The organism is Leclercia sp. Colony189, assembly GCF_009740165.1.
Classification (GTDB): Bacteria; Pseudomonadota; Gammaproteobacteria; order Enterobacterales; family Enterobacteriaceae; genus Enterobacter.
Window position 1 is genome coordinate 1,889,375 of sequence record NZ_CP046557.1, and the last position, 17,302, is coordinate 1,906,676.

The window sequence follows — 17,302 nt, forward strand, 5'->3', positions numbered from 1 at the left end:
GGCTTTTAATGACTCGGATTATAACGGAAGCTCGGCAGCCTGCGTGTGAGAATCACGCTTTTTTCACCCTGGCGTTTAACTATCGTCGCTTGTCAGATGCTGGCGACCAAAAATTACCTCCATTCGGGCACCGCCCAGCAGGCTGTCGCTGGTTTCGATTCTGCCGCCATACTGCTCCACAATGTCCCGGGCGACCGAAAGACCGACCCCCTGACCCGGGCGCAATGTGTCGGCGCGCTGGCCGCGATCGAAGACCTGGTCACGTTTGCCCTGAGGGATCCCGGGGCCATCATCCTCAACGATAATATGCAGCTGGTCCTCTCCCTGACGGGCAGAGACTTCAACGAACTCCAGGCAATATTTACAGGCGTTATCCAGCAAGTTGCCCATCACTTCCATAAAGTCATTTTTTTCGCCGACGAAACTGATTTCCGGGGAGATATCGAGAGTAATGTTCACCCCCTTGCGCTGGTAAACTTTGTTCAGCGCCGAGGTCAGACTGTCGAGCAGCGGGGCGACGGGGTGCAATTCCCTGCTCAGCAGGGTGCTGCCGGTGCGCATGCTGGCGCGGTGCAGGTAGTAACCAATCTGCTGCGAGATACGGCTGATCTGCTCCAGCATCACGGGTTCTGCTTCCTCGGCGCTCAGCTTCGCGCTGCGCAGGGATCGCATCGTGCTCTGCATGACCGCCAGCGGGGTTTTCAGGCTGTGGGTCAGATCGGTGAGGGTGGTGCGGTACTTATCGTAACGTTCGCGCTCGCTTTTCAGCAGACGGTTAAGATTGCGCACCAGACTGGTGAGTTCCCGGGTGGTGTTCGGGTCGAGTTTTTCACGGTGATGTTCTTCCAGCTCGCGCACCTCTTTCGCCAGCGACTCGATAGGGCGCAGGCTCCACCAGGCGGCCAGCCAGAGCAGGGGGATCACCAGCAGCAGGTTGGCGGCGAGCACGTAGACGAACCAGTTCCACACCATATAGGAGCGTTTAAGCTCAACCGGAATGGTGTCGATGACCACAATGGTCAACTGGGGCATCTGGAGTGTCGCGGGGTAAATATTTACCGCCACCGAGTGGGTCAGCTCGCTGTCGTCGTCATCCTCGCGGATCTCGGCCAGCTCCCGCTGCATGTTCCGATCGTTACCGACCAGCACGCTGGTGGCATCAACATTGGCTTCCAGCTCATGAAAGCCGTTGGCTCTTAACCACTCCGGGCGGATGCTTTTAATCAGCCACGGCACGTCACGCTGGGCCCACAGCAGCTTGCCTTTTTCATCATAAATCAGCGACATGGTTGGGCTCTGGCGATCCAGATGCTCCGGCATATCGATGCTGATTTTATTGTCTTCCCATCTGGCGAGGGTATAGAAGAGATTGCTTTCGCCGCGCAGCAGGCGGAAGGTGGTTTTGTCGAAACTGACGCTGTAGCCTACCAGCGCGACCATGCCGTAGGCCAGGGAGAGCACCAGCACCACTACTGCTGTCGCCAGCAGGAATCGAAACCGCAGCGACAGCGGCAGAAAGTGACGAAACAGTTTTTTCATTTAACGTAATTCGAAAAGATAGCCCTGCCCGCGCACGGTGGTGATGACATCCTCCGGGTACTGCGCCTGAATTTTCTTACGCAGACGGCCCATCAGAACATCGATGGTATGGCTTTCGCGCAGCTCCGCATCAGGGTAGAGCTGGAGCATCAGGGAATCTTTGCTCACCACCTTGCCGCTGTTACGGATCAGCGTCTCCATAATGGTGTACTCAAAGGCCGTCAGCTTAATCACCTCGTCATTTATCGCCAGTTCGCGACGGGAGAGATCGACCTGGAACGGCGGAATGGAGATCACCTGCGAGGCCAGACCGCTGTTGCGGCGCATCAACGCCTGCATGCGGGCGGCAACCTCTTCAATATGGAAGGGTTTGGTGACGTAGTCATCGGCACCGGCGCTGAGCACTTCAACCTTATCCTGCCAGCCTTCGCGGGCGGTTAACACCAGCACCGGCAAAGAGACATCGTGGCTGCGCCAGCGGCGGATCAGCGACAGACCATCTTCATCAGGCAGACCCAGGTCAACGATGGCGATATCGGGCAGATGTTCATTGAGATAGTAATCGGCTTCTTTGGCATCTTCAGCATCATCCACCTGATGCCCCATTTCCTGAAGCTGAACTTTCAGGTGATGACGTAGCAACGCATTATCCTCAACAACCAGTACGCGCATCATCGCTTCTCCCTAATATGAATGGTCAGAGTAGTTTAACGCTGATTATGTTGCGGAGGGGATAAACATTTCGTAAACCGGGGGAAAGGAACCCTCTTTCCGGGCGGAAAGAGGGTAAAAAGCGTTATTTCAGCTCATCAACCATCGCGATAGCGCGACCGATGTAGTTTGCCGGGGTCATCGCTTTCAGACGGGTTTTCTCCTCTTCTGGCAGGGCCAGACCGTCGATAAACTGCTTCATGCCTTCGGCATCGACGCGCTTGCCGCGGGTCAGCTCTTTCAGTTTTTCGTACGGCTTCTCGATACCATAGCGACGCATTACGGTCTGGATTGGCTCCGCCAGTACTTCCCAGTTGTGATCCAGTTCGTCGAGCAGACGCTCGCGGTTCACTTCCAGCTTGCTCACGCCCTTCAGGGTGGATTGATAGGCGATCAGCGCGTAGCCAATGCCCACACCCAGGTTACGCAGCACGGTGGAGTCGGTCAGGTCGCGCTGCCAGCGGGAAACCGGCAGTTTGCTGGCCATGTGCTGCAGCAGCGCGTTTGCCAGGCCCAGGTTGCCTTCGGAGTTTTCGAAGTCGATTGGGTTGACCTTGTGCGGCATGGTGGATGAACCGATTTCGCCGGCGATGGTCTTCTGCTTGAAGTGGTTCAGGGCGATGTAACCCCAGATGTCGCGGTCGAAGTCGATCAGAATGGTGTTGAAGCGCGCGATGCAGTCAAACAGCTCGGCAATGTAGTCGTGCGGCTCAATCTGGGTGGTGTACGGGTTCCACTGGATCCCCAGAGAGGTGACAAACTCTTCGCTAAACTGGTGCCAGTCCACTTCCGGGTAGGCGGCGATGTGGGCGTTATAGTTACCCACGGCGCCGTTGATTTTACCGAGGATCTCCACCTGCTCAAGCTGGCGGTACTGACGCTCCATACGGTAGGCGACGTTCGCCATCTCTTTGCCGATGGTGGACGGGGTTGCAGGCTGGCCGTGGGTACGGGAGAGCAGCGGGATATCGCGATACTCCACCGCCAGGGCTTTCACCGCGTCGATGATTTTGCGCCAGTAAGGAAGTACGACTTCTTCACGCGCGGTAGAGAGCATCAGCGCGTGGGAGAGGTTGTTGATATCTTCTGAGGTACAGGCGAAGTGAATAAATTCTGATACCGCGTGCAGGGCCGGGACGCTTGCCACCTTCTCTTTCAGGAAATACTCAACCGCTTTCACGTCGTGGTTGGTGGTGCGCTCAATGGTCTTAATGCGCGCGGCATCTTCTTCATTGAACTCTGCGACGATTTTATCGAGGTAATCGTTTGCCTGGCTGTCAAAAGCAGGAACTTCCTTGATTGCTGCCTGCGCGGCCAGCTTTTGCAGCCAGCGTACTTCAACCTGTACACGGAATTTCAGCAGACCATATTCGCTGAAGATCCCGCGCAGCGCGCTGACTTTATCGCCGTAGCGTCCATCGACAGGGGAAACGGCGGTCAGTGAGGATAATTCCATAGTTCGCAACTCCGGGAGGTTAACAATGAGCAAGAATTTGTTTTGCCTGAGTGGTCAGGCGATTACGAGAAAACATGAGCTGCAGGCGGCCACCGCCGACCTGTTGCCACAGTACCGCGGCACGAATACCGGCAAGCAGGGAGGCGCGTACTTTGGCCTGCACCTGCGGGCTTTGCAATACGGCAGGGGAGCCGGTCACCTGGATACGCGGCCCCAGTGGGCTGATGACATCCACATAGATGCCCGCCATGGCGCTGAGTAAGGTATCGGACTGCAACTCGAAATGGTCCAGCTGGCGCTGCAGGCCGGTAATGCGCTCGCCGAGGGTATCCATCGCCCCTTTGGCGGCATTCAGCTTGCGCTCCAGCACCATCATGCTGAGGGTATAACGCGTCAGTTCGGCGTTAAGCCCCTGACGGTTGCTGGCATTTAACACGCCGAGCAAGGTTTCCAGACCAAGACGAAGATTCGCTTCGCTACCACCAAACACGCCGAGGGTGGAGCTGGGGTTCAGATCCACGACGCTGTTGAGCGAAACGTGCAGCGCGTCAGCATCGCAGTGACCCTGATGCGCCAGCTGTTGCACCAGACGGGCAGACTGGCAAATTCCTGCCAGCGCCAGGGTGATGTCATAATAGTTCTTCGCCACACTTGCTCCTTTCTGTGTGTTATCGCATTAAACCGCGGTCAGCGGCAGGCGTTGTTCGATGATACCGCCGCCAAGGCAGATTTCACCGCTGTAGAAGACAGCAGACTGACCCGGGGTCACGGCGGCGACCGGCTCGTCGAAACGCACCTCAATGCGTTCATCATCAAGCGCAGTCACGGTGCAGGGGATATCGGTCTGACGATAGCGGGTTTTCACCGTGCAGCGCAGCGTGCCTTTCAGCGGCTCGCGGTCGACCCAGTGCAGCTGTTGGGCAATCAGCCCGACGGACATCAGACGCGGATGGTCATGACCCTGGGCCACAATCAGAATATTGTTTTCAACATCTTTATCGACGACGTACCACGGATCTTCGCTACCCTCTTTGATACCGCCGATACCGAGGCCCTTACGCTGGCCCAGGGTGTGATACATCAGACCCTGGTGCTCGCCGATGGTATCGCCATCCACGGTCACGATCTTACCCGGCTGGGCAGGGAGATAGCGGCCCAGGAACTCACGGAATTTGCGCTCACCAATAAAGCAGATCCCGGTTGAGTCTTTTTTCTTCGCAGTAATCAGATCCAGCTCTTCGGCGATTTTACGCACTTCTGGTTTTTCCAGCTCGCCCACCGGGAACAGGCTTTGGGCAATCTGTTCGTGGCCGAGGGTATAGAGGAAGTAGCTCTGATCTTTGTTACCGTCGAGCCCGCGCAGCAGCTGGCTTTTGCCGTCGACATCCGCGCGGCGCACGTAGTGGCCGGTGGCGATGTAGTCAGCACCCAGATCTTCAGCGGCGAACTCGAGGAAGGCTTTAAATTTGATCTCTTTGTTGCACAGAATATCCGGGTTTGGCGTGCGGCCGGCTTTGTATTCAGCCAGGAAATGCTCGAACACGTTATCCCAGTATTCTGCGGCAAAATTGACGGTGTGCAGTTCAATGCCGAGCTTGTCGCATACCGCCTGGGCATCAGCCAGATCCGCGGCGGCGGTGCAGTATTCCTCGCCATCGTCCTCTTCCCAGTTCTTCATGAACAGGCCTTCAACCTTATAGCCCTGTTGCAGCAACAGCCAGGCAGAGACGGAAGAATCGACGCCGCCGGACATGCCGACGATCACTTTTTTTTGGCTTTCAGACATTGGAATACTCACGACATTGAACTTCAAGGCGGCGTATTCTATCACGCGCCCCCGGCATTGACACCCTCTGTAAACGGCCAGTTAAATTCGCCGATGGTCTCCAGCGGCAGACGCTGGCCGGTCAGGTAGCTGCGAATGCTCTCCGCAACCAGCGGGGAGCGCAGATGTGTTGCGTTAAGGATGGTGTCGGCATCCACCCACAGGCAACGATCGATGTCGCTGTCGTGCGGCTCAGTGGCGCACGTTTCGTTAAGCTCAATGGCGAACAAAAAACGGATAAACGGCGTTTTGTCCGGCGCGATCCATTGATGGAGGCGGATGAAATGCTGCGGCCTGGCATGAATGCCGGTCTCTTCCCACAGCTCACGCTGCGCCGCCTGGACCAGCGTCTCGTCGGCTTCCAGGTGGCCCGCAGGCTGGTTCCAGAGCGCTTTGCCGTTGATGGTCTCTTCCACCACCAAAAATTTGCCCTGGGCGTGGACAATTGTGGCCACTGTGACATGTGGTTTAAACATGAGGCTCTCCTTGTTCGGTAACGTCCCGCCACTCACCGTTGGCGAGGTTATCCAGCGTGTAACTGCCCATGGCGTAGCGGATCAGGCGCAGCGTCGGATGGCCGACATGCGCCGTCATGCGCCGTACCTGGCGGTTACGGCCTTCATAAAGGGTGACTTTGATCCACGAAACGGGAATCGATTTGCGCTCGCGGATCGGCGGATTGCGCGGCCAGAGCCACTCTGGCTCATTCACCAGCTCAATGCCTGCGGGCAAGGTAGGGCCGTCGTTCAGCGTAACGCCGTTACGCAACGCCGTTAACGCCGTGTCGTCCGGGACGCCTTCAACCTGCACATAGTAGATTTTGCCGGTGCGTTTGCCGGGCTGGGTGAGCCTGGCCTGGAGCTCGCCGTCGTTGGTGAGCACCATCAGCCCTTCGCTGTCGCGATCGAGTCGGCCTGCGGCATAGACCCCCTGAACGGGGATGTAATCCTTCAACGTGCTGCGTCCGGCTTCGTCGGTAAACTGCGGCAGGACATCGTAAGGTTTATTGAACAAAACGACGCGTGTTGGCGCGCGTTGCTTGCGCGGTCTGGACGCTTGTCGGGTGCTGAATCGTTCAACCCGGTGATTTCTAAAAGAAGTTTTCTGCATGGTATTTTCAGACGTTATCAATTGCCGCATTATAGCCTAATAACGAATGCCTTTCATGGCGCCAGACATTCAGGTACTATCGGTGGGCTCATTACAAATTATTAACATAAGATCAGTAACAACCAGAAGCGCTCGAAGGAGAGGTTAATGGAAAGCAAAGTAGTTGTTCCGGCGGAAGGTAAAAAGATCACCCTGCAAGACGGTAAGCTGAACGTTCCAAACAATCCGATTATCCCGTTCATCGAAGGTGACGGTATCGGTGTTGATGTAACCCCAGCGATGCTGAAAGTGGTGGATGCCGCTGTTGAGAAAGCCTATAAAGGCGAGCGTAAAATTTCCTGGATGGAAATTTACACCGGTGAAAAATCTACCCATGTTTACGGCCAGGACGTCTGGCTGCCAGCTGAAACGCTGGACCTGATTCGTGACTACCGCGTTGCCATCAAAGGCCCGCTGACTACCCCAGTTGGTGGCGGTATTCGCTCCCTGAACGTTGCTCTGCGTCAGGAACTCGACCTGTACGTCTGCCTGCGCCCGGTACGTTACTACCAGGGTACCCCAAGCCCGGTTAAACACCCAGAACTGACCGACATGGTTATCTTCCGTGAGAACTCCGAAGATATCTATGCGGGCATCGAGTGGAAAGCGGACTCCGCAGAAGCCGAAAAAGTAATCAAGTTCCTGCGCGAAGAGATGGGCGTGAAGAAAATTCGCTTCCCTGAACATTGCGGTATCGGCATCAAGCCGTGTTCCGAAGAAGGCACCAAGCGCCTGGTTCGTGCAGCGATTGAGTATGCAATCACCAACGACCGTGACTCTGTGACCATCGTTCACAAAGGCAACATCATGAAGTTCACCGAAGGTTCGTTCAAAGACTGGGGTTACCAGCTGGCGGCGGAAGAGTTCGGTGGCGAGCTGATCGACGGCGGCCCATGGCAGAAGATCAAGAACCCGAACACCGGCAAAGAGATCATCATTAAAGATGTCATCGCCGATGCGTTCCTGCAGCAGATCCTGCTGCGTCCGGCTGAATATGACGTTATCGCCTGTATGAACCTGAACGGTGACTACATCTCCGACGCCCTGGCGGCGCAGGTTGGCGGTATCGGTATCGCACCAGGCGCGAACATCGGTGACGAGTGCGCCCTGTTCGAAGCGACCCACGGTACCGCACCGAAGTATGCGGGTCAGGATAAAGTGAACCCAGGTTCTATCATCCTCTCCGCAGAAATGATGTTGCGTCATATGGAATGGTTCGAAGCCGCAGACCTGATCGTTAAAGGTATGGAAGGCGCGATCAACAACAAGACCGTGACCTATGACTTCGAACGTCTGATGGAAGGCGCTAAGCTGCTGAAATGTTCAGAGTTTGGTGAAGCGATCATCGAAAACATGTAATCCATTATCAGGGTTATAAATGAACGGGAGCCTGTTGGTTCCCGTTTTTTATTATTAGCATTCGAACGGTTATCAAAATTTTATCAAAACAAATTATCAAAACCCCACCCCAAAAACCTATATCGCAATCGTCGTCCAGTCCTTCCCACGGTCATCATGATAGCCGTCGGTCTGCTGCTGGGACCTGTGCCCCAAGAGTTCTTTCGTGTTCACCCCCTGCGCTTTATATAATCTTTCCGCTAAGGATCGCTGCTCGTGAAAAGTAGAAGGGGTCTTGCCTTCTTGTAACGGGATCTCAGCTTTATCGCGTGCCTTACTGAAATTCGTTGTCAACGTATTGGATTTGACCTGGGCACCACGCTCTGCTTGAGAGGTAGCTCTGAAAAAATGAACCAGATAGGGGCTGACGGCGTAATCGCGGCAGCGTGATATTATGTCGCGCAAGCTCCAGTTTATAGCGTTCAGGCGAAGCGAAAGTGGGATGGCAATTTTGCTCCCTGTTTTTTCCTGAAGCACATGCAGGTGATCATCCCAGACATCGCTAAATTTCATATTCGAAATATCCCCGAGGCGCTGGCCCGTTACCAGGGCCAGAAGCATTGCATTTCCCATATATTGATGATTGCTGTCTGCAATCTCGAATATCTTCTGCCATTCCTCAAGGCTCAGGCGCTGGCGGGTAATTTTTCGTCGGGGTTTTTTAGTTGCTGATGCTGGATCATAACCCGGAGGAACTTCACCCGCATGCTGAGCTTCTTTGAAAATATCAACCAGCACAGTTCTTACGACCTGGGCCATTCTCGGCTGGCCGGCCGTGACGTATTCATCAAGCAACTGAGCAATATCGCGAACATCCACCGATGGTAACAGCTTCATACCGACCCGCTCTCGCAACAACGAAACTGGTTTGGTTTTCTGTTTGAATGTGTTCAGCTTGATGTCGCCCGCCGCCAGACGTTCTTCCTGAATCTTCCAGTATCGATCCAGCCATGTGGATACAGTGATCGCTTTACCCTTGCTGGTGGCGATTCTGTCGCTAATCGAAAGAATTTGCCTGGTTCTTTGGTCCGCCAAGCGTGCGTTTGCCTCTGTAGCAATCGCAATGGCCTCAACTTCGTCAGTGCCCAGCGCGTGGAACTTGCCGGTGATTGGATGTTTATAGCGCCAGTAAATCTTGTTCACCTTCCTGCTGTAGAGAGGGTAAAGGTTCGGTACAGAAACATTGTTTTTACGTGGTCTGGCAGCCATCGTTCAAAATCCTTTGCAGCAATATGGAGTCGTTCTTCTTAACTATCGGCGCTGCCAGTTCTCCCACCAACTCAGCGTCTTCACGAACGCGCCATAAGCGGCCCTGCTTCATTGCTGGTGGAGAGAACTGGTTCTGTTTCGCATAACGTCGAAGTGTCGACAAGCTTGGAGGGTTGCTTCTGTATTTTTCAGCGGCCCACTCTTCGAGAGTTAACATCTGGATCATATGCTTTACCTCATAATGGCCCAGAAACGGGCCATTGGCTGAAAAACTGAAATCAGATTGCTGTCAGGCGCTGCCAGATAGCCGAAACGTATTTGACCTGGTGGCGAGCGTCAGCCAGGGCATTGTGTTGATCGCCTTCAAAAGGGATGTCGTAGCGCGAGTTCAGCCCAACAGCTTTGCCCAGTTCGACAACGGTACGCACGTCCCGGTAGTTCCAGTGCGGGATCGGGAATGGCGTGTCGGCCAGCTCGAATGCCGCCTCCAGAAGCGAACAATCGAACGAACTACCATTCCCCCAGAGCTGGACAGTCTTCGAACCGTTTGCCGCGTTTTCAGCGATGAAGACGAGGAACTGCTCCAGCGCCTCCAGCAGACCGATCGCATCATCCACCACGATTGCAGATCGTGCTTCCGGCGATTGCTTCAGCCACCAGAGGATGGTGCTCGCGTCCGGCCTCGCTCCGAAGGACATTGATGATTCGAGGTTAATCACCTGGTAAAATTCAGCGCCGGTTTTACCGCTGGACGGGTCAAAGAATACGGCCCCGATTGAAACGATCGGCGCGCCCGGCTTTTTGCCCATCGTCTCGAGATCCACCATCAGGTGTGTGAACACGGTATCCGTGTTTGAAGTATCAGGACCCAGCTCTTCCAGCTCCTCTTTCAGACCCGATTCCATCGCTGCATAGGTTACGTCTCCAGCCACGGCGCCACAGTCCGGGCAGCCACCACAGCCGGTGCAAACAGTCTCAGCTACGGCATCTGTTTGCGGATCAGCTGCATCAGCGCTTTCGCCTGGTGGAACCGCGCCAATATTTTCTCCTTCCTCCGGGTTAGTCTCTTCCATCTGCACATCGCTGGTGGTCTCCTCATTAACCGATGAACGGTCATCATTTTCTGGTTGTTTTTCGTTCATCAGGTCATCGATGGCGAATACGCCTCCGCCGAGGTTCGCGACCTGCGGCTGACTGTTGGCCTCATCCGCACGACGGCGTGCTCCCTCTTCACGTACGCGTTTCAGGTTTTCCTCGTGAGTGCAGAGGGGGGCTCGAGAATATTTGTCATCTGCAGGATTGATGGTTATTTCATTCACAACCGGACCGGCGGAGGCTGCTGGGATCGGCAGCAGTTCGGTTGCAGCGTTAAACTCAGCCGTCATTGTCTGGTTGACGAACTCAAGGTGAGCAGCAGGCGTCAGATGGATGTTATCCGGCGCGATGCGCACCAGGTTGAAGATGGCCGCGCGGTTCACTGCCAGAACGCCGGGCTGGTTGCGCAGAATTTTGCTCCACGATTTCCATGGTTCTTCTTTTTTCTCGATGATTTCTTTGGCGCGGCGGGCGATGCTGCCCGGGATTTCCCGATAGTTGAAGTCCATCGGCAGCAGGGCGCTGGCGATCTCCAGATCGAGGGTTTCCAGAGTGTGATGCGCGCCTTCACCGCGATCAGTTACATACCCGCCGTCGGCATTGGTGCCAGCGTCGGTGCGCTGCACGAGGTTGATGCGGTTACCGGCGGCCCATTCACGCGTCAGGATCCCGCGGTCAATATATGGAGTGGCTACCCAGGCCTTTGTGAACTGCAAAAGCAGGCCCAGTTCATGACGCTTATCCATGCTGAACACTTTGCGAATTGCGGTCGTGTAGCGCCAAAGGTCTTTGGTGTCGAAAGCCTTAACTTCCGGGAAGTTTTCAGCGGCGAGCAGCAGATCCTGGACATAGCCATTGTCGGTATCCATTTCCAGTGTGTAGAGCTCTGCATTCTCGCTGCGGGTGATGTGATGGCGCAGTTCGTCCACCGTCAACTGGGCAAGCAGCTGTTTACGGAATGGCATTTTGCAAACGGGGTAGTGAGCACCACCATCATCGTGTTCGCTGATCTTCAGGCCGTACTCATACAGGGAATTAGGCAATTCTGTAGCAGCGCTATTGTTATCTAAGATATCAACAGATGTTTTCGTCGTATCAGGGGAGGAGGCATCGCTGGTTGTCACCGGGGCGAGGGTGGTTTCACCCTGAGATGCGGCGGCGGGGATCACGTTCCAGGTGCGCTGGTCCTCGGCCAGTTCGTAGCGTTCGCACCAAGTGTAATCGATGGTGCTTTCTTCCGGCAGGTCATTGAACACTGGAAAATCTGTGCGGATCGGTTTGAGGTAGTCTTTTCCACGACCTGTTTCGATACCTGCATCTTCCAGTTCAACATCAAGTTGCAGCGCTGCGCGCGATTCGGTTTTGGCTGTAAACCAGATTACGCCGTCAGGTTTGCCCGATTTCTGGGTCGCCTTAATATGATAAAAAAATTCCATCTTGGAGCCTCGTTTGGGTGTAAGATACCCAACAGCTAATGAGCGCTGCTTAGGTAGTGGTCATTGGTCAAAACTCGATTCCGGAAAGCTTTGGTCGGCTGACCGGGTACTTAACCCGCCTTGCGCGGGTTTTGTGCTTATTGGGCGCTGGGCTTGTTTGCCAGCTGAGAGATAAGCACTCCATCAAGTGCATCAAGCACCGGGTCGAACGTGGTATTCGACGGGATCTTGCTGACTGCGCGGATGACAGCTGAAACTGAGATATCACCTTCACGAAGGCTATATCCGCCGCCCGGTCCTCTGTGCGAAGTGACCAGCTTGCCGCTGCGCAGTCGCTTAAAAATTTGCTCCAGGTAGGAAACCGAGAGCTTCGGTTCTTTACTCAGTGTTGCGAGGGGCACTGGCTTGCCGCAGTAGATTCTTTCCAGAACCGCAACAGCCTGGACAGATGCCATCACTCGTTTCATTCCAAATTCCATGGTCTATCCCTTCACCGGATCCCGGCCGTAGCCAGGGTTATCTTCAATAGCATCCTGCAGAACCTGAATCGCTTCGCCGTATGGAAGGGTCAGTGCCAGCTTAATCGCCGTCCCGAACGTCTCCGCTACCAGTTCAAACTTCTGAGCCAGGCGGTTCGCTTCCTCGGTCTGCTCCTCAACAGCCTCCATTTCAAACTGGTGCTCCTGCCAGACGTCATCCATCACTTCTTCTTCGACTTCAACCCGCAGTGCCTCTTTAACTTCAAGAACAGGCAGAACGCCAATTAACTGCTCGGCTGGCACGCTGCTGTATCGCAATGCCAGTTCGTTTGCTGACATAAATCCTCCGGAAAAAAGGCCCGCCACGGGTGACGGGCAAAGACAACTTTTCCAATTTAACCAGAACAGGTCATCGACTCCTGTTTGGTTGAGATGGCGGGATTACCATCACGATGCCATGTGCACCTGGCATCAGGCTGGTAACAGCCATTGGTCGAAACTCGATTAAAAATGTAACGCTGGCTGTTGGTCGTCAGCCGATTTGTATGGGTAACACTGTCCTTTCACGTGCTGCTCTGCGGCAGCTGCTTCACAAACCGCCTCGGTGTTATAAACGCCGAGCATGATGTCTGAGCATTCCCCGGTGAGGGCGCAGACGGTAACGATTAAAGCGAAGAGCGAGCTCATGCGTTGAGCTCTGGATTGCCTTTCTGCGCCATGAAGTAACAGAACTTGCGGAGCAGGACTTCAACAATATTGAGGCGAATAGCCTGCTGTTTAACGGGGTTACGTGCGTAGTCTTTCATTGTGATCTCCTTATTGCCTTTTGCGTCTGGCCGACGGAACGGTAAATCCTGCTGCGCGTTAGTTTTTGTCATCTCATCCGGTGTTTCATATGCCGCCGGCAGCTACTTCGTGGGCGTCCTGCCTTGATGACTGAATTTGTGAAATCATTATAGACACGCATCGTGTCTATGTGTCAACACAAAAAGTGACACCAATAGGCGTGCGAAAAGGAGACTTAGCAAGGACGCTAAGTGAGCTATAAAAAAACCGGCTCGAAGCCGGTTCAGAGAGGATTATTCTTCTGCAGGTTTGTATCTGCCTTGGAGGTACTTAGCGACGTATTCGTCAATTTCCCTGAGGCGCACTTCGAAGAGGTCAATCATTTTATCTTGTTCGGTAGAAGGAAGTTGATCAAACAGCAAAAGCAGGCGCCGTTGTTTTTCTGGCAATTCCTGGCCTTTGTTCTGCTCATCTCCAAAAAGAATAAAACTAGGCGTAGTATCAAGGTATCTGGCAAGTGTAATGGCGTCATCCACACCAATATTTCTGAGCCCTCCCTCGTAGTTCCCTACTCTTGAGGCAGTAGACCAGCCGCACAGCTTAGACAGCTGCGCCTGGCTTAACTTCTTTCGTTCCCGAAGAGACTTGAGTCTCTCACCAATAATTTCAGCCATCGATTTCATTCCGAAATATTACCACGCTCTGTGGCTAGCGAGGTGACACATTCTGAGGTTGACCTTAGACACAAATCGTGTCTAATATGGCGCATAAAATCTGTGTAGGAGTTAACCGTGAACAACATTGCCTTTGAGCGTCAGAAATTAGGATTGTCGCAATCGCAGCTAGCCGAAGCTCTTGGCTGGGGGCGCTCGCGATTATCTAACTACGAAGCCGATCTTAGAGAGCCCGGGCTGTCTGAATGCAGAACCATCATTGAGACACTTAACGCTTTAGGTGCGGAGTGCACTCTGGACAGCGTGTTTCCAAGCGATCCCGTCACCAAACAGGAAGGAAAATCATGCAATCAGTAGCGTTTGAACATCTTAACCGACTGAAACCCGCTTCGCTGAAAACGGAAAATCAGTATGAACCTCGCCGCAGAGACAACCTACGGCGCCAGGAGATCCTGACAGCCGTTCGTGAGTGGGAGCTTACTCTGCCCGGCCAGGCGCAGGACATTGTTACGCAGCTGGTGGCCGAGCAGTGGGCAAAAGAGGGTGGGCGTGGGATCACTGTGAACAAACAGAACCTTTATCGTTACCTGAAAAACGAAACTAATTCCAGCAAGTACACGGCTTATGTCATGCAACTCGCGAACGCGATCAGCATGGCAATGCCGATTGAGATCGCCAGAAAACACGGCCTCCGTCAGGGTAAAACCGACATCGAGCTGGTGGCCGAGGCAATAAAAGAGACCGGAGAGCACCATCAGGCAAAGTTGCTGGGCCTGCCAAGCAAGAAGCAAGCGAAGGAGGGTTTTGAAAACCTTCTTGCCAACGCAGCGCTGCTGCCGGGAGAACTGGCTGGTGTGGTGATTGCTCACCTGCAGGCTCTTGCTCCGCTATTTACGTAATCGAGTTTTGACCAATGACCATACGACCCGGCACCCCGGGCAACAGGAGTAAACATGGCAGCGCTGCCCTATATGCAACTCTACATTGCTGATTACCTGGCGGACACCATGCATCTGTCTACGGAAGAGCACGGCGCTTACCTGCTGCTGATGTTCAATTACTGGCAGACAGGTAGACCCATTCCAAAAAACCGGCTGGCAAAAATAGCACGGCTGAGCAACGACCGTTGGAACGCTGTTGAGCCTTCGTTAAAAGAGTTTTTTAACGACAATGGTAGCGAATGGTCGCAAGAGCGAATTGAGAGGGATCTGGAGGCTGTAAAAACTTCGCTCAGTCAGAAGTCCGCAGCAGGAAAAGCATCAGCGCAGGCGAGAAAGGCCAAAAAAGAGACTAAAAACCAACGGAATGATAACGGGTGTTCAACGGGCGTTGAATCACCGTTGCAACAGGAGGCCAACGGAAACCCAACTAATAAAGATACAGATACAGATACAGATACAGATACAGATACAGATCTAAAAGAAAACCCAGATATAGAGGAGCGCGAGCAAAACGAATATTTCCCGCCGTTTGGAAAATTCCCGATCACCAACGAGTGGATCCCCGGCGCTGATTTCGTAGGACAGGCTGCGCTCTGGGGCATCAACCTTGGTGAGCGTCCGGGTTATACCGCTGTAGAGCTGCAGCAGTTCCGTGATTACTGGCAATGCGAGGGGAAAGTAAAACACCACATCCAGTGGGAGCAGACCTTTGCGTCCAGTCTGCAAACATCTCGTGCTAAAGCGGCCGCACAGGCGAAAGGCCAGCGCCGCCAGCCAGCCCTGACAGTATCGACACCCGATACTGAAATACCACCGGGATTTAGGGGGTAGCGATGAAAACGACGAATGACGTTCTGGGCCGCCTTCAGCGATTGATCCCTGAAGGCATTCAGCCAAAGTTCACCAACGCCAAGGAGTTGATGGCCTGGCAGCAGGAGGAGGGGCGAAAGAGAGCTGCGGAGCTGGAAAAAGAAAATCAGCGCGCACGCTCAGAGAAGATTTTTGGGCGGTCCGGTATTTGCGATCTGCACCGCAATTGCACCTTCGCGAATTACCAAGTGAGCAACGAGGGGCAAAAGAACGCGCTGACCCTGGCAAAGAGTTATGCCCAGAACTTCGGCAGCGGGTTTGCCAGCTTTGTGTTCAGTGGTGGCTGCGGTACCGGGAAGAATCATCTGGCTGCGGCAATAGGCAATTTCCTGCTGCAGCGTGATCACTCTGTTCTGGTGGTGACCGTTCCGGACCTGATGCTGCGCGCGCGGAAATGCTATGACGAAGGCCAGTCAGAATCTGCGTTGCTGGACGATCTTTGCAAAGTGAGTCTGCTGGTACTGGATGAGGTCGGGGTACAGCGCGAAACACGTAACGAGTGGGTATTGCTTAATCAGATTATCGATCGCCGCTTGGCGGCAATGAAACCAGTGGGGGTACTGACAAACCTGAATTTTGACGAGTTATTGAAAACCCTGGGTGAGCGGGTAATGGACCGGCTGACCATGGATAACGGGATCTGGGTGAATTTTGCCTGGGGCAGCTACCGCAAAAACGTGAGCCATTTGCGGCTTGTGAAATAACCAAACGAGTTTTGACCAATGACCAAACCATTAACCCAGAAAGAACAGGTGGCGATTTTTGTGCGCTATCAGCCGAACTGCGCCGTCGGCGACGTTTCCGAAGCGCTGGATATGTCAGGTGCAACAGCAGGAAAGCTACTGCGCGAGCTGAGTGACGATGGGGTAATAACCCGATCCCGCAACAGCGTCCAGTACACCTATGCGGCGGTACCGCATGCCGATATTCCGGATGTAATCCTTCCGTGCATGGAGGAGAAAAGCGACTCGATCATGATGCAGGCTGCCGAGCAGAAGGCGAAGGCGCTGGAAGAAAAGGGGCTGTGGCGCCGCGCTGCAGCGGTGTATTCGGACATGTTCGGCATTGCCTGCAACTCTTTGGAGGTTGCCCGCATCGCCAAACGCCGCAAAGAGTGCCTGCGCCAGGCGGGGAGGGCCTGACTGATGCCAAGACCAAAAACTCACAGGGAGCGCACCCTGTTCATCGCCTGGATTATCGAGCTGGTGAAAAAGCAAGGCCGCGCTACGACCAATGATGTCGTCGCCATGTTCGGCCTACATCGCACCACCGCCGAGAAGTACATCCGGGCTGCCATAGAGCAGGGTCATCTTATCCGCCACGGACGCTGCGGCGTCTTCCGCAACCAGCGGGCAGCTATTGACTTTGACATGGAGCGTTACACCCATCGTATGACGGCGAAATGAAACTAAAGCTTGAGAGTTAACTATCAACAAGCCGCCCGGAAAGGATTTTAGGGCGGCTATGAGCGAAAGGCGGGCGATAATAGTTATCACATATAGTCATCAAGGCCGATGAAATATATATAATTTATTACCTTATAGTTCTATAGGAAGCACTGAAAATTGATGACTAAAAACCAACTCTTGCTAAACAAATGAAATTTAATTAATGAGTTTAATTGAATGATTCTTAACTCCAAGTGTAAGGTGGTTAATGTTTTCTCCGCAAGAAAAATTTGTTATCACAGAGTTGCATATCCCCACCAAGACCCAAGGATTAGATTTAGACTTG

General features: G+C 53.9%; 22 protein-coding genes. 7 read left to right on the forward strand and 15 right to left on the reverse strand.

The window, feature by feature from the left end; all coding sequences use genetic code 11:
- Nucleotides 1-75: 75 nt before the first annotated feature.
- The 7 genes from phoQ to rluE all read right to left on the reverse strand — a co-directional run bounded on the left by phoQ (nt 76) and on the right by rluE (nt 6,671).
- Nucleotides 76-1,539: a two-component system sensor histidine kinase PhoQ gene (gene phoQ, locus GNG29_RS08885; RefSeq protein ID WP_103179131.1), complete on the reverse strand. Its 1,464-nt coding sequence runs from the start codon at nt 1,537-1,539 to the stop codon at nt 76-78.
- Nucleotides 1,540-2,211 carry a two-component system response regulator PhoP gene (phoP, locus tag GNG29_RS08890; protein ID WP_039028964.1) on the reverse strand — a complete coding sequence of 224 codons (672 nt, stop codon included), beginning with the start codon at nt 2,209-2,211 and terminating at the stop codon, nt 1,540-1,542.
- 124 nt (nt 2,212-2,335) lie between these two features.
- Nucleotides 2,336-3,706 (reverse strand): adenylosuccinate lyase, encoded by a 1,371-nt coding sequence (purB, locus tag GNG29_RS08895; protein WP_103179175.1) that lies wholly within the window; start codon nt 3,704-3,706, stop codon nt 2,336-2,338.
- Nucleotides 3,707-3,725: 19 nt separating this feature from the next.
- Complete coding sequence (gene hflD, locus GNG29_RS08900) at nt 3,726-4,355, reverse strand: high frequency lysogenization protein HflD (protein ID WP_103179176.1); 630 nt, start codon at nt 4,353-4,355, stop codon at nt 3,726-3,728.
- A gap of 27 nt (nt 4,356-4,382) precedes the next feature.
- The gene (mnmA, locus tag GNG29_RS08905) at nt 4,383-5,492 is read right to left on the reverse strand and encodes a tRNA 2-thiouridine(34) synthase MnmA (protein ID WP_139156335.1); all 1,110 of its coding nucleotides are present in this window, start codon (nt 5,490-5,492) and stop codon (nt 4,383-4,385) included.
- 41 nt (nt 5,493-5,533) lie between these two features.
- Complete coding sequence (locus tag GNG29_RS08910; protein ID WP_103179178.1) at nt 5,534-6,007, reverse strand: NUDIX domain-containing protein; 474 nt, start codon at nt 6,005-6,007, stop codon at nt 5,534-5,536.
- Nucleotides 6,000-6,671, reverse strand: coding sequence for a 23S rRNA pseudouridine(2457) synthase RluE (gene rluE, locus GNG29_RS08915; RefSeq protein WP_156654295.1), 672 nt, complete (start codon nt 6,669-6,671; stop codon nt 6,000-6,002). The genes GNG29_RS08910 and rluE overlap by 8 nt, the downstream gene beginning before the upstream one ends.
- Before the next feature lie 117 nt (nt 6,672-6,788).
- Between rluE and icd the strand changes: the two genes are divergently transcribed.
- Nucleotides 6,789-8,039: an NADP-dependent isocitrate dehydrogenase gene (gene icd, locus GNG29_RS08920; RefSeq protein WP_156238412.1), complete on the forward strand. Its 1,251-nt coding sequence runs from the start codon at nt 6,789-6,791 to the stop codon at nt 8,037-8,039.
- Between the two features lie 117 nt (nt 8,040-8,156).
- On the opposite strand, the gene GNG29_RS08925 is transcribed toward icd, so the two are convergent.
- From GNG29_RS08925 to GNG29_RS08955, 8 genes are all read right to left on the reverse strand, one after another.
- Nucleotides 8,157-9,287, reverse strand: a complete 1,131-nt coding sequence (locus GNG29_RS08925; protein WP_156654296.1) for a phage integrase Arm DNA-binding domain-containing protein — start codon at nt 9,285-9,287, stop codon at nt 8,157-8,159.
- Nucleotides 9,268-9,513 (reverse strand): excisionase, encoded by a 246-nt coding sequence (locus GNG29_RS08930; RefSeq protein WP_114387395.1) that lies wholly within the window; start codon nt 9,511-9,513, stop codon nt 9,268-9,270. The genes GNG29_RS08925 and GNG29_RS08930 overlap by 20 nt, the downstream gene beginning before the upstream one ends.
- Before the next feature lie 52 nt (nt 9,514-9,565).
- Nucleotides 9,566-11,818 (reverse strand): exonuclease, encoded by a 2,253-nt coding sequence (locus GNG29_RS08935; protein WP_156654297.1) that lies wholly within the window; start codon nt 11,816-11,818, stop codon nt 9,566-9,568.
- A 137-nt stretch (nt 11,819-11,955) separates the two neighbouring features.
- Entirely contained in the window at nt 11,956-12,297 is a 342-nt protein-coding gene (locus tag GNG29_RS08940) for an Rrf2 family transcriptional regulator (RefSeq protein ID WP_197431838.1), read from the reverse strand.
- Nucleotides 12,298-12,300: 3 nt separating this feature from the next.
- Nucleotides 12,301-12,636 carry a hypothetical protein gene (locus GNG29_RS08945; protein ID WP_156654298.1) on the reverse strand — a complete coding sequence of 112 codons (336 nt, stop codon included), beginning with the start codon at nt 12,634-12,636 and terminating at the stop codon, nt 12,301-12,303.
- A gap of 165 nt (nt 12,637-12,801) precedes the next feature.
- Nucleotides 12,802-12,984 carry a DUF1482 family protein gene (locus tag GNG29_RS08950; RefSeq protein WP_156654299.1) on the reverse strand — a complete coding sequence of 61 codons (183 nt, stop codon included), beginning with the start codon at nt 12,982-12,984 and terminating at the stop codon, nt 12,802-12,804.
- Nucleotides 12,981-13,103, reverse strand: coding sequence for a hypothetical protein (locus GNG29_RS23445; protein ID WP_259935567.1), 123 nt, complete (start codon nt 13,101-13,103; stop codon nt 12,981-12,983). Before GNG29_RS23445 ends, GNG29_RS08950 begins: the two co-directional genes overlap by 4 nt.
- A 273-nt stretch (nt 13,104-13,376) precedes the next feature.
- Nucleotides 13,377-13,766, reverse strand: a complete 390-nt coding sequence (locus GNG29_RS08955) for a helix-turn-helix domain-containing protein (protein WP_156654300.1) — start codon at nt 13,764-13,766, stop codon at nt 13,377-13,379.
- Nucleotides 13,767-13,874: 108 nt separating this feature from the next.
- On the opposite strand from GNG29_RS08955, the gene GNG29_RS08960 reads away from it, so the two are divergent.
- From GNG29_RS08960 to GNG29_RS08985, 6 genes are read left to right on the forward strand one after another with little or no spacing between them, the layout of a single operon-like run.
- Complete coding sequence (locus tag GNG29_RS08960; RefSeq protein WP_156654301.1) at nt 13,875-14,114, forward strand: helix-turn-helix transcriptional regulator; 240 nt, start codon at nt 13,875-13,877, stop codon at nt 14,112-14,114.
- Entirely contained in the window at nt 14,102-14,656 is a 555-nt protein-coding gene (locus GNG29_RS08965; protein ID WP_156654302.1) for a toxin YdaT family protein, read from the forward strand. The genes GNG29_RS08960 and GNG29_RS08965 overlap by 13 nt, the downstream gene beginning before the upstream one ends.
- A gap of 54 nt (nt 14,657-14,710) precedes the next feature.
- Nucleotides 14,711-15,529, forward strand: a complete 819-nt coding sequence (locus GNG29_RS08970) for a DUF1376 domain-containing protein (protein ID WP_156654303.1) — start codon at nt 14,711-14,713, stop codon at nt 15,527-15,529.
- A 2-nt stretch (nt 15,530-15,531) separates the two neighbouring features.
- Nucleotides 15,532-16,272, forward strand: coding sequence for an ATP-binding protein (locus GNG29_RS08975; RefSeq protein ID WP_156654304.1), 741 nt, complete (start codon nt 15,532-15,534; stop codon nt 16,270-16,272).
- Nucleotides 16,273-16,290: 18 nt separating this feature from the next.
- Nucleotides 16,291-16,710, forward strand: a complete 420-nt coding sequence (locus tag GNG29_RS08980; protein ID WP_156654305.1) for a PerC family transcriptional regulator — start codon at nt 16,291-16,293, stop codon at nt 16,708-16,710.
- Nucleotides 16,711-16,713: 3 nt separating this feature from the next.
- A complete protein-coding gene (locus GNG29_RS08985) occupies nt 16,714-16,974 on the forward strand; it encodes a DUF977 family protein (RefSeq protein ID WP_156654306.1) in 261 nt (86 codons plus the stop codon).
- Nucleotides 16,975-17,302: the final 328 nt, after the last annotated feature.

Excerpts from the sequence above, each read along its gene's own strand:
- phoQ (WP_103179131.1), bottom strand. The coding sequence starts at position 1,539 with ATGAAAAAACTGTTTCGTCACTTTCTGCCGCTGTCGCTGCGGTTTCGA.
- phoP (WP_039028964.1), bottom strand. The coding sequence starts at position 2,211 with ATGCGCGTACTGGTTGTTGAGGATAATGCGTTGCTACGTCATCACCTG.
- purB (WP_103179175.1), bottom strand. The coding sequence starts at position 3,706 with ATGGAATTATCCTCACTGACCGCCGTTTCCCCTGTCGATGGACGCTAC.
- mnmA (WP_139156335.1), bottom strand. The coding sequence starts at position 5,492 with ATGTCTGAAAGCCAAAAAAAAGTGATCGTCGGCATGTCCGGCGGCGTC.
- GNG29_RS08910 (WP_103179178.1), bottom strand. The coding sequence starts at position 6,007 with ATGTTTAAACCACATGTCACAGTGGCCACAATTGTCCACGCCCAGGGC.
- rluE (WP_156654295.1), bottom strand. The coding sequence starts at position 6,671 with ATGCGGCAATTGATAACGTCTGAAAATACCATGCAGAAAACTTCTTTT.
- icd (WP_156238412.1), top strand. The coding sequence starts at position 6,789 with ATGGAAAGCAAAGTAGTTGTTCCGGCGGAAGGTAAAAAGATCACCCTG.
- GNG29_RS08925 (WP_156654296.1), bottom strand. The coding sequence starts at position 9,287 with ATGGCTGCCAGACCACGTAAAAACAATGTTTCTGTACCGAACCTTTAC.
- GNG29_RS08930 (WP_114387395.1), bottom strand. The coding sequence starts at position 9,513 with ATGATCCAGATGTTAACTCTCGAAGAGTGGGCCGCTGAAAAATACAGA.
- GNG29_RS08935 (WP_156654297.1), bottom strand. The coding sequence starts at position 11,818 with ATGGAATTTTTTTATCATATTAAGGCGACCCAGAAATCGGGCAAACCT.
- GNG29_RS08940 (WP_197431838.1), bottom strand. The coding sequence starts at position 12,297 with ATGGAATTTGGAATGAAACGAGTGATGGCATCTGTCCAGGCTGTTGCG.
- GNG29_RS08945 (WP_156654298.1), bottom strand. The coding sequence starts at position 12,636 with ATGTCAGCAAACGAACTGGCATTGCGATACAGCAGCGTGCCAGCCGAG.
- GNG29_RS08950 (WP_156654299.1), bottom strand. The coding sequence starts at position 12,984 with ATGAGCTCGCTCTTCGCTTTAATCGTTACCGTCTGCGCCCTCACCGGG.
- GNG29_RS23445 (WP_259935567.1), bottom strand. The coding sequence starts at position 13,103 with ATGAAAGACTACGCACGTAACCCCGTTAAACAGCAGGCTATTCGCCTC.
- GNG29_RS08955 (WP_156654300.1), bottom strand. The coding sequence starts at position 13,766 with ATGAAATCGATGGCTGAAATTATTGGTGAGAGACTCAAGTCTCTTCGG.
- GNG29_RS08965 (WP_156654302.1), top strand. The coding sequence starts at position 14,102 with ATGCAATCAGTAGCGTTTGAACATCTTAACCGACTGAAACCCGCTTCG.
- GNG29_RS08970 (WP_156654303.1), top strand. The coding sequence starts at position 14,711 with ATGGCAGCGCTGCCCTATATGCAACTCTACATTGCTGATTACCTGGCG.
- GNG29_RS08975 (WP_156654304.1), top strand. The coding sequence starts at position 15,532 with ATGAAAACGACGAATGACGTTCTGGGCCGCCTTCAGCGATTGATCCCT.
- GNG29_RS08980 (WP_156654305.1), top strand. The coding sequence starts at position 16,291 with ATGACCAAACCATTAACCCAGAAAGAACAGGTGGCGATTTTTGTGCGC.
- GNG29_RS08985 (WP_156654306.1), top strand. The coding sequence starts at position 16,714 with ATGCCAAGACCAAAAACTCACAGGGAGCGCACCCTGTTCATCGCCTGG.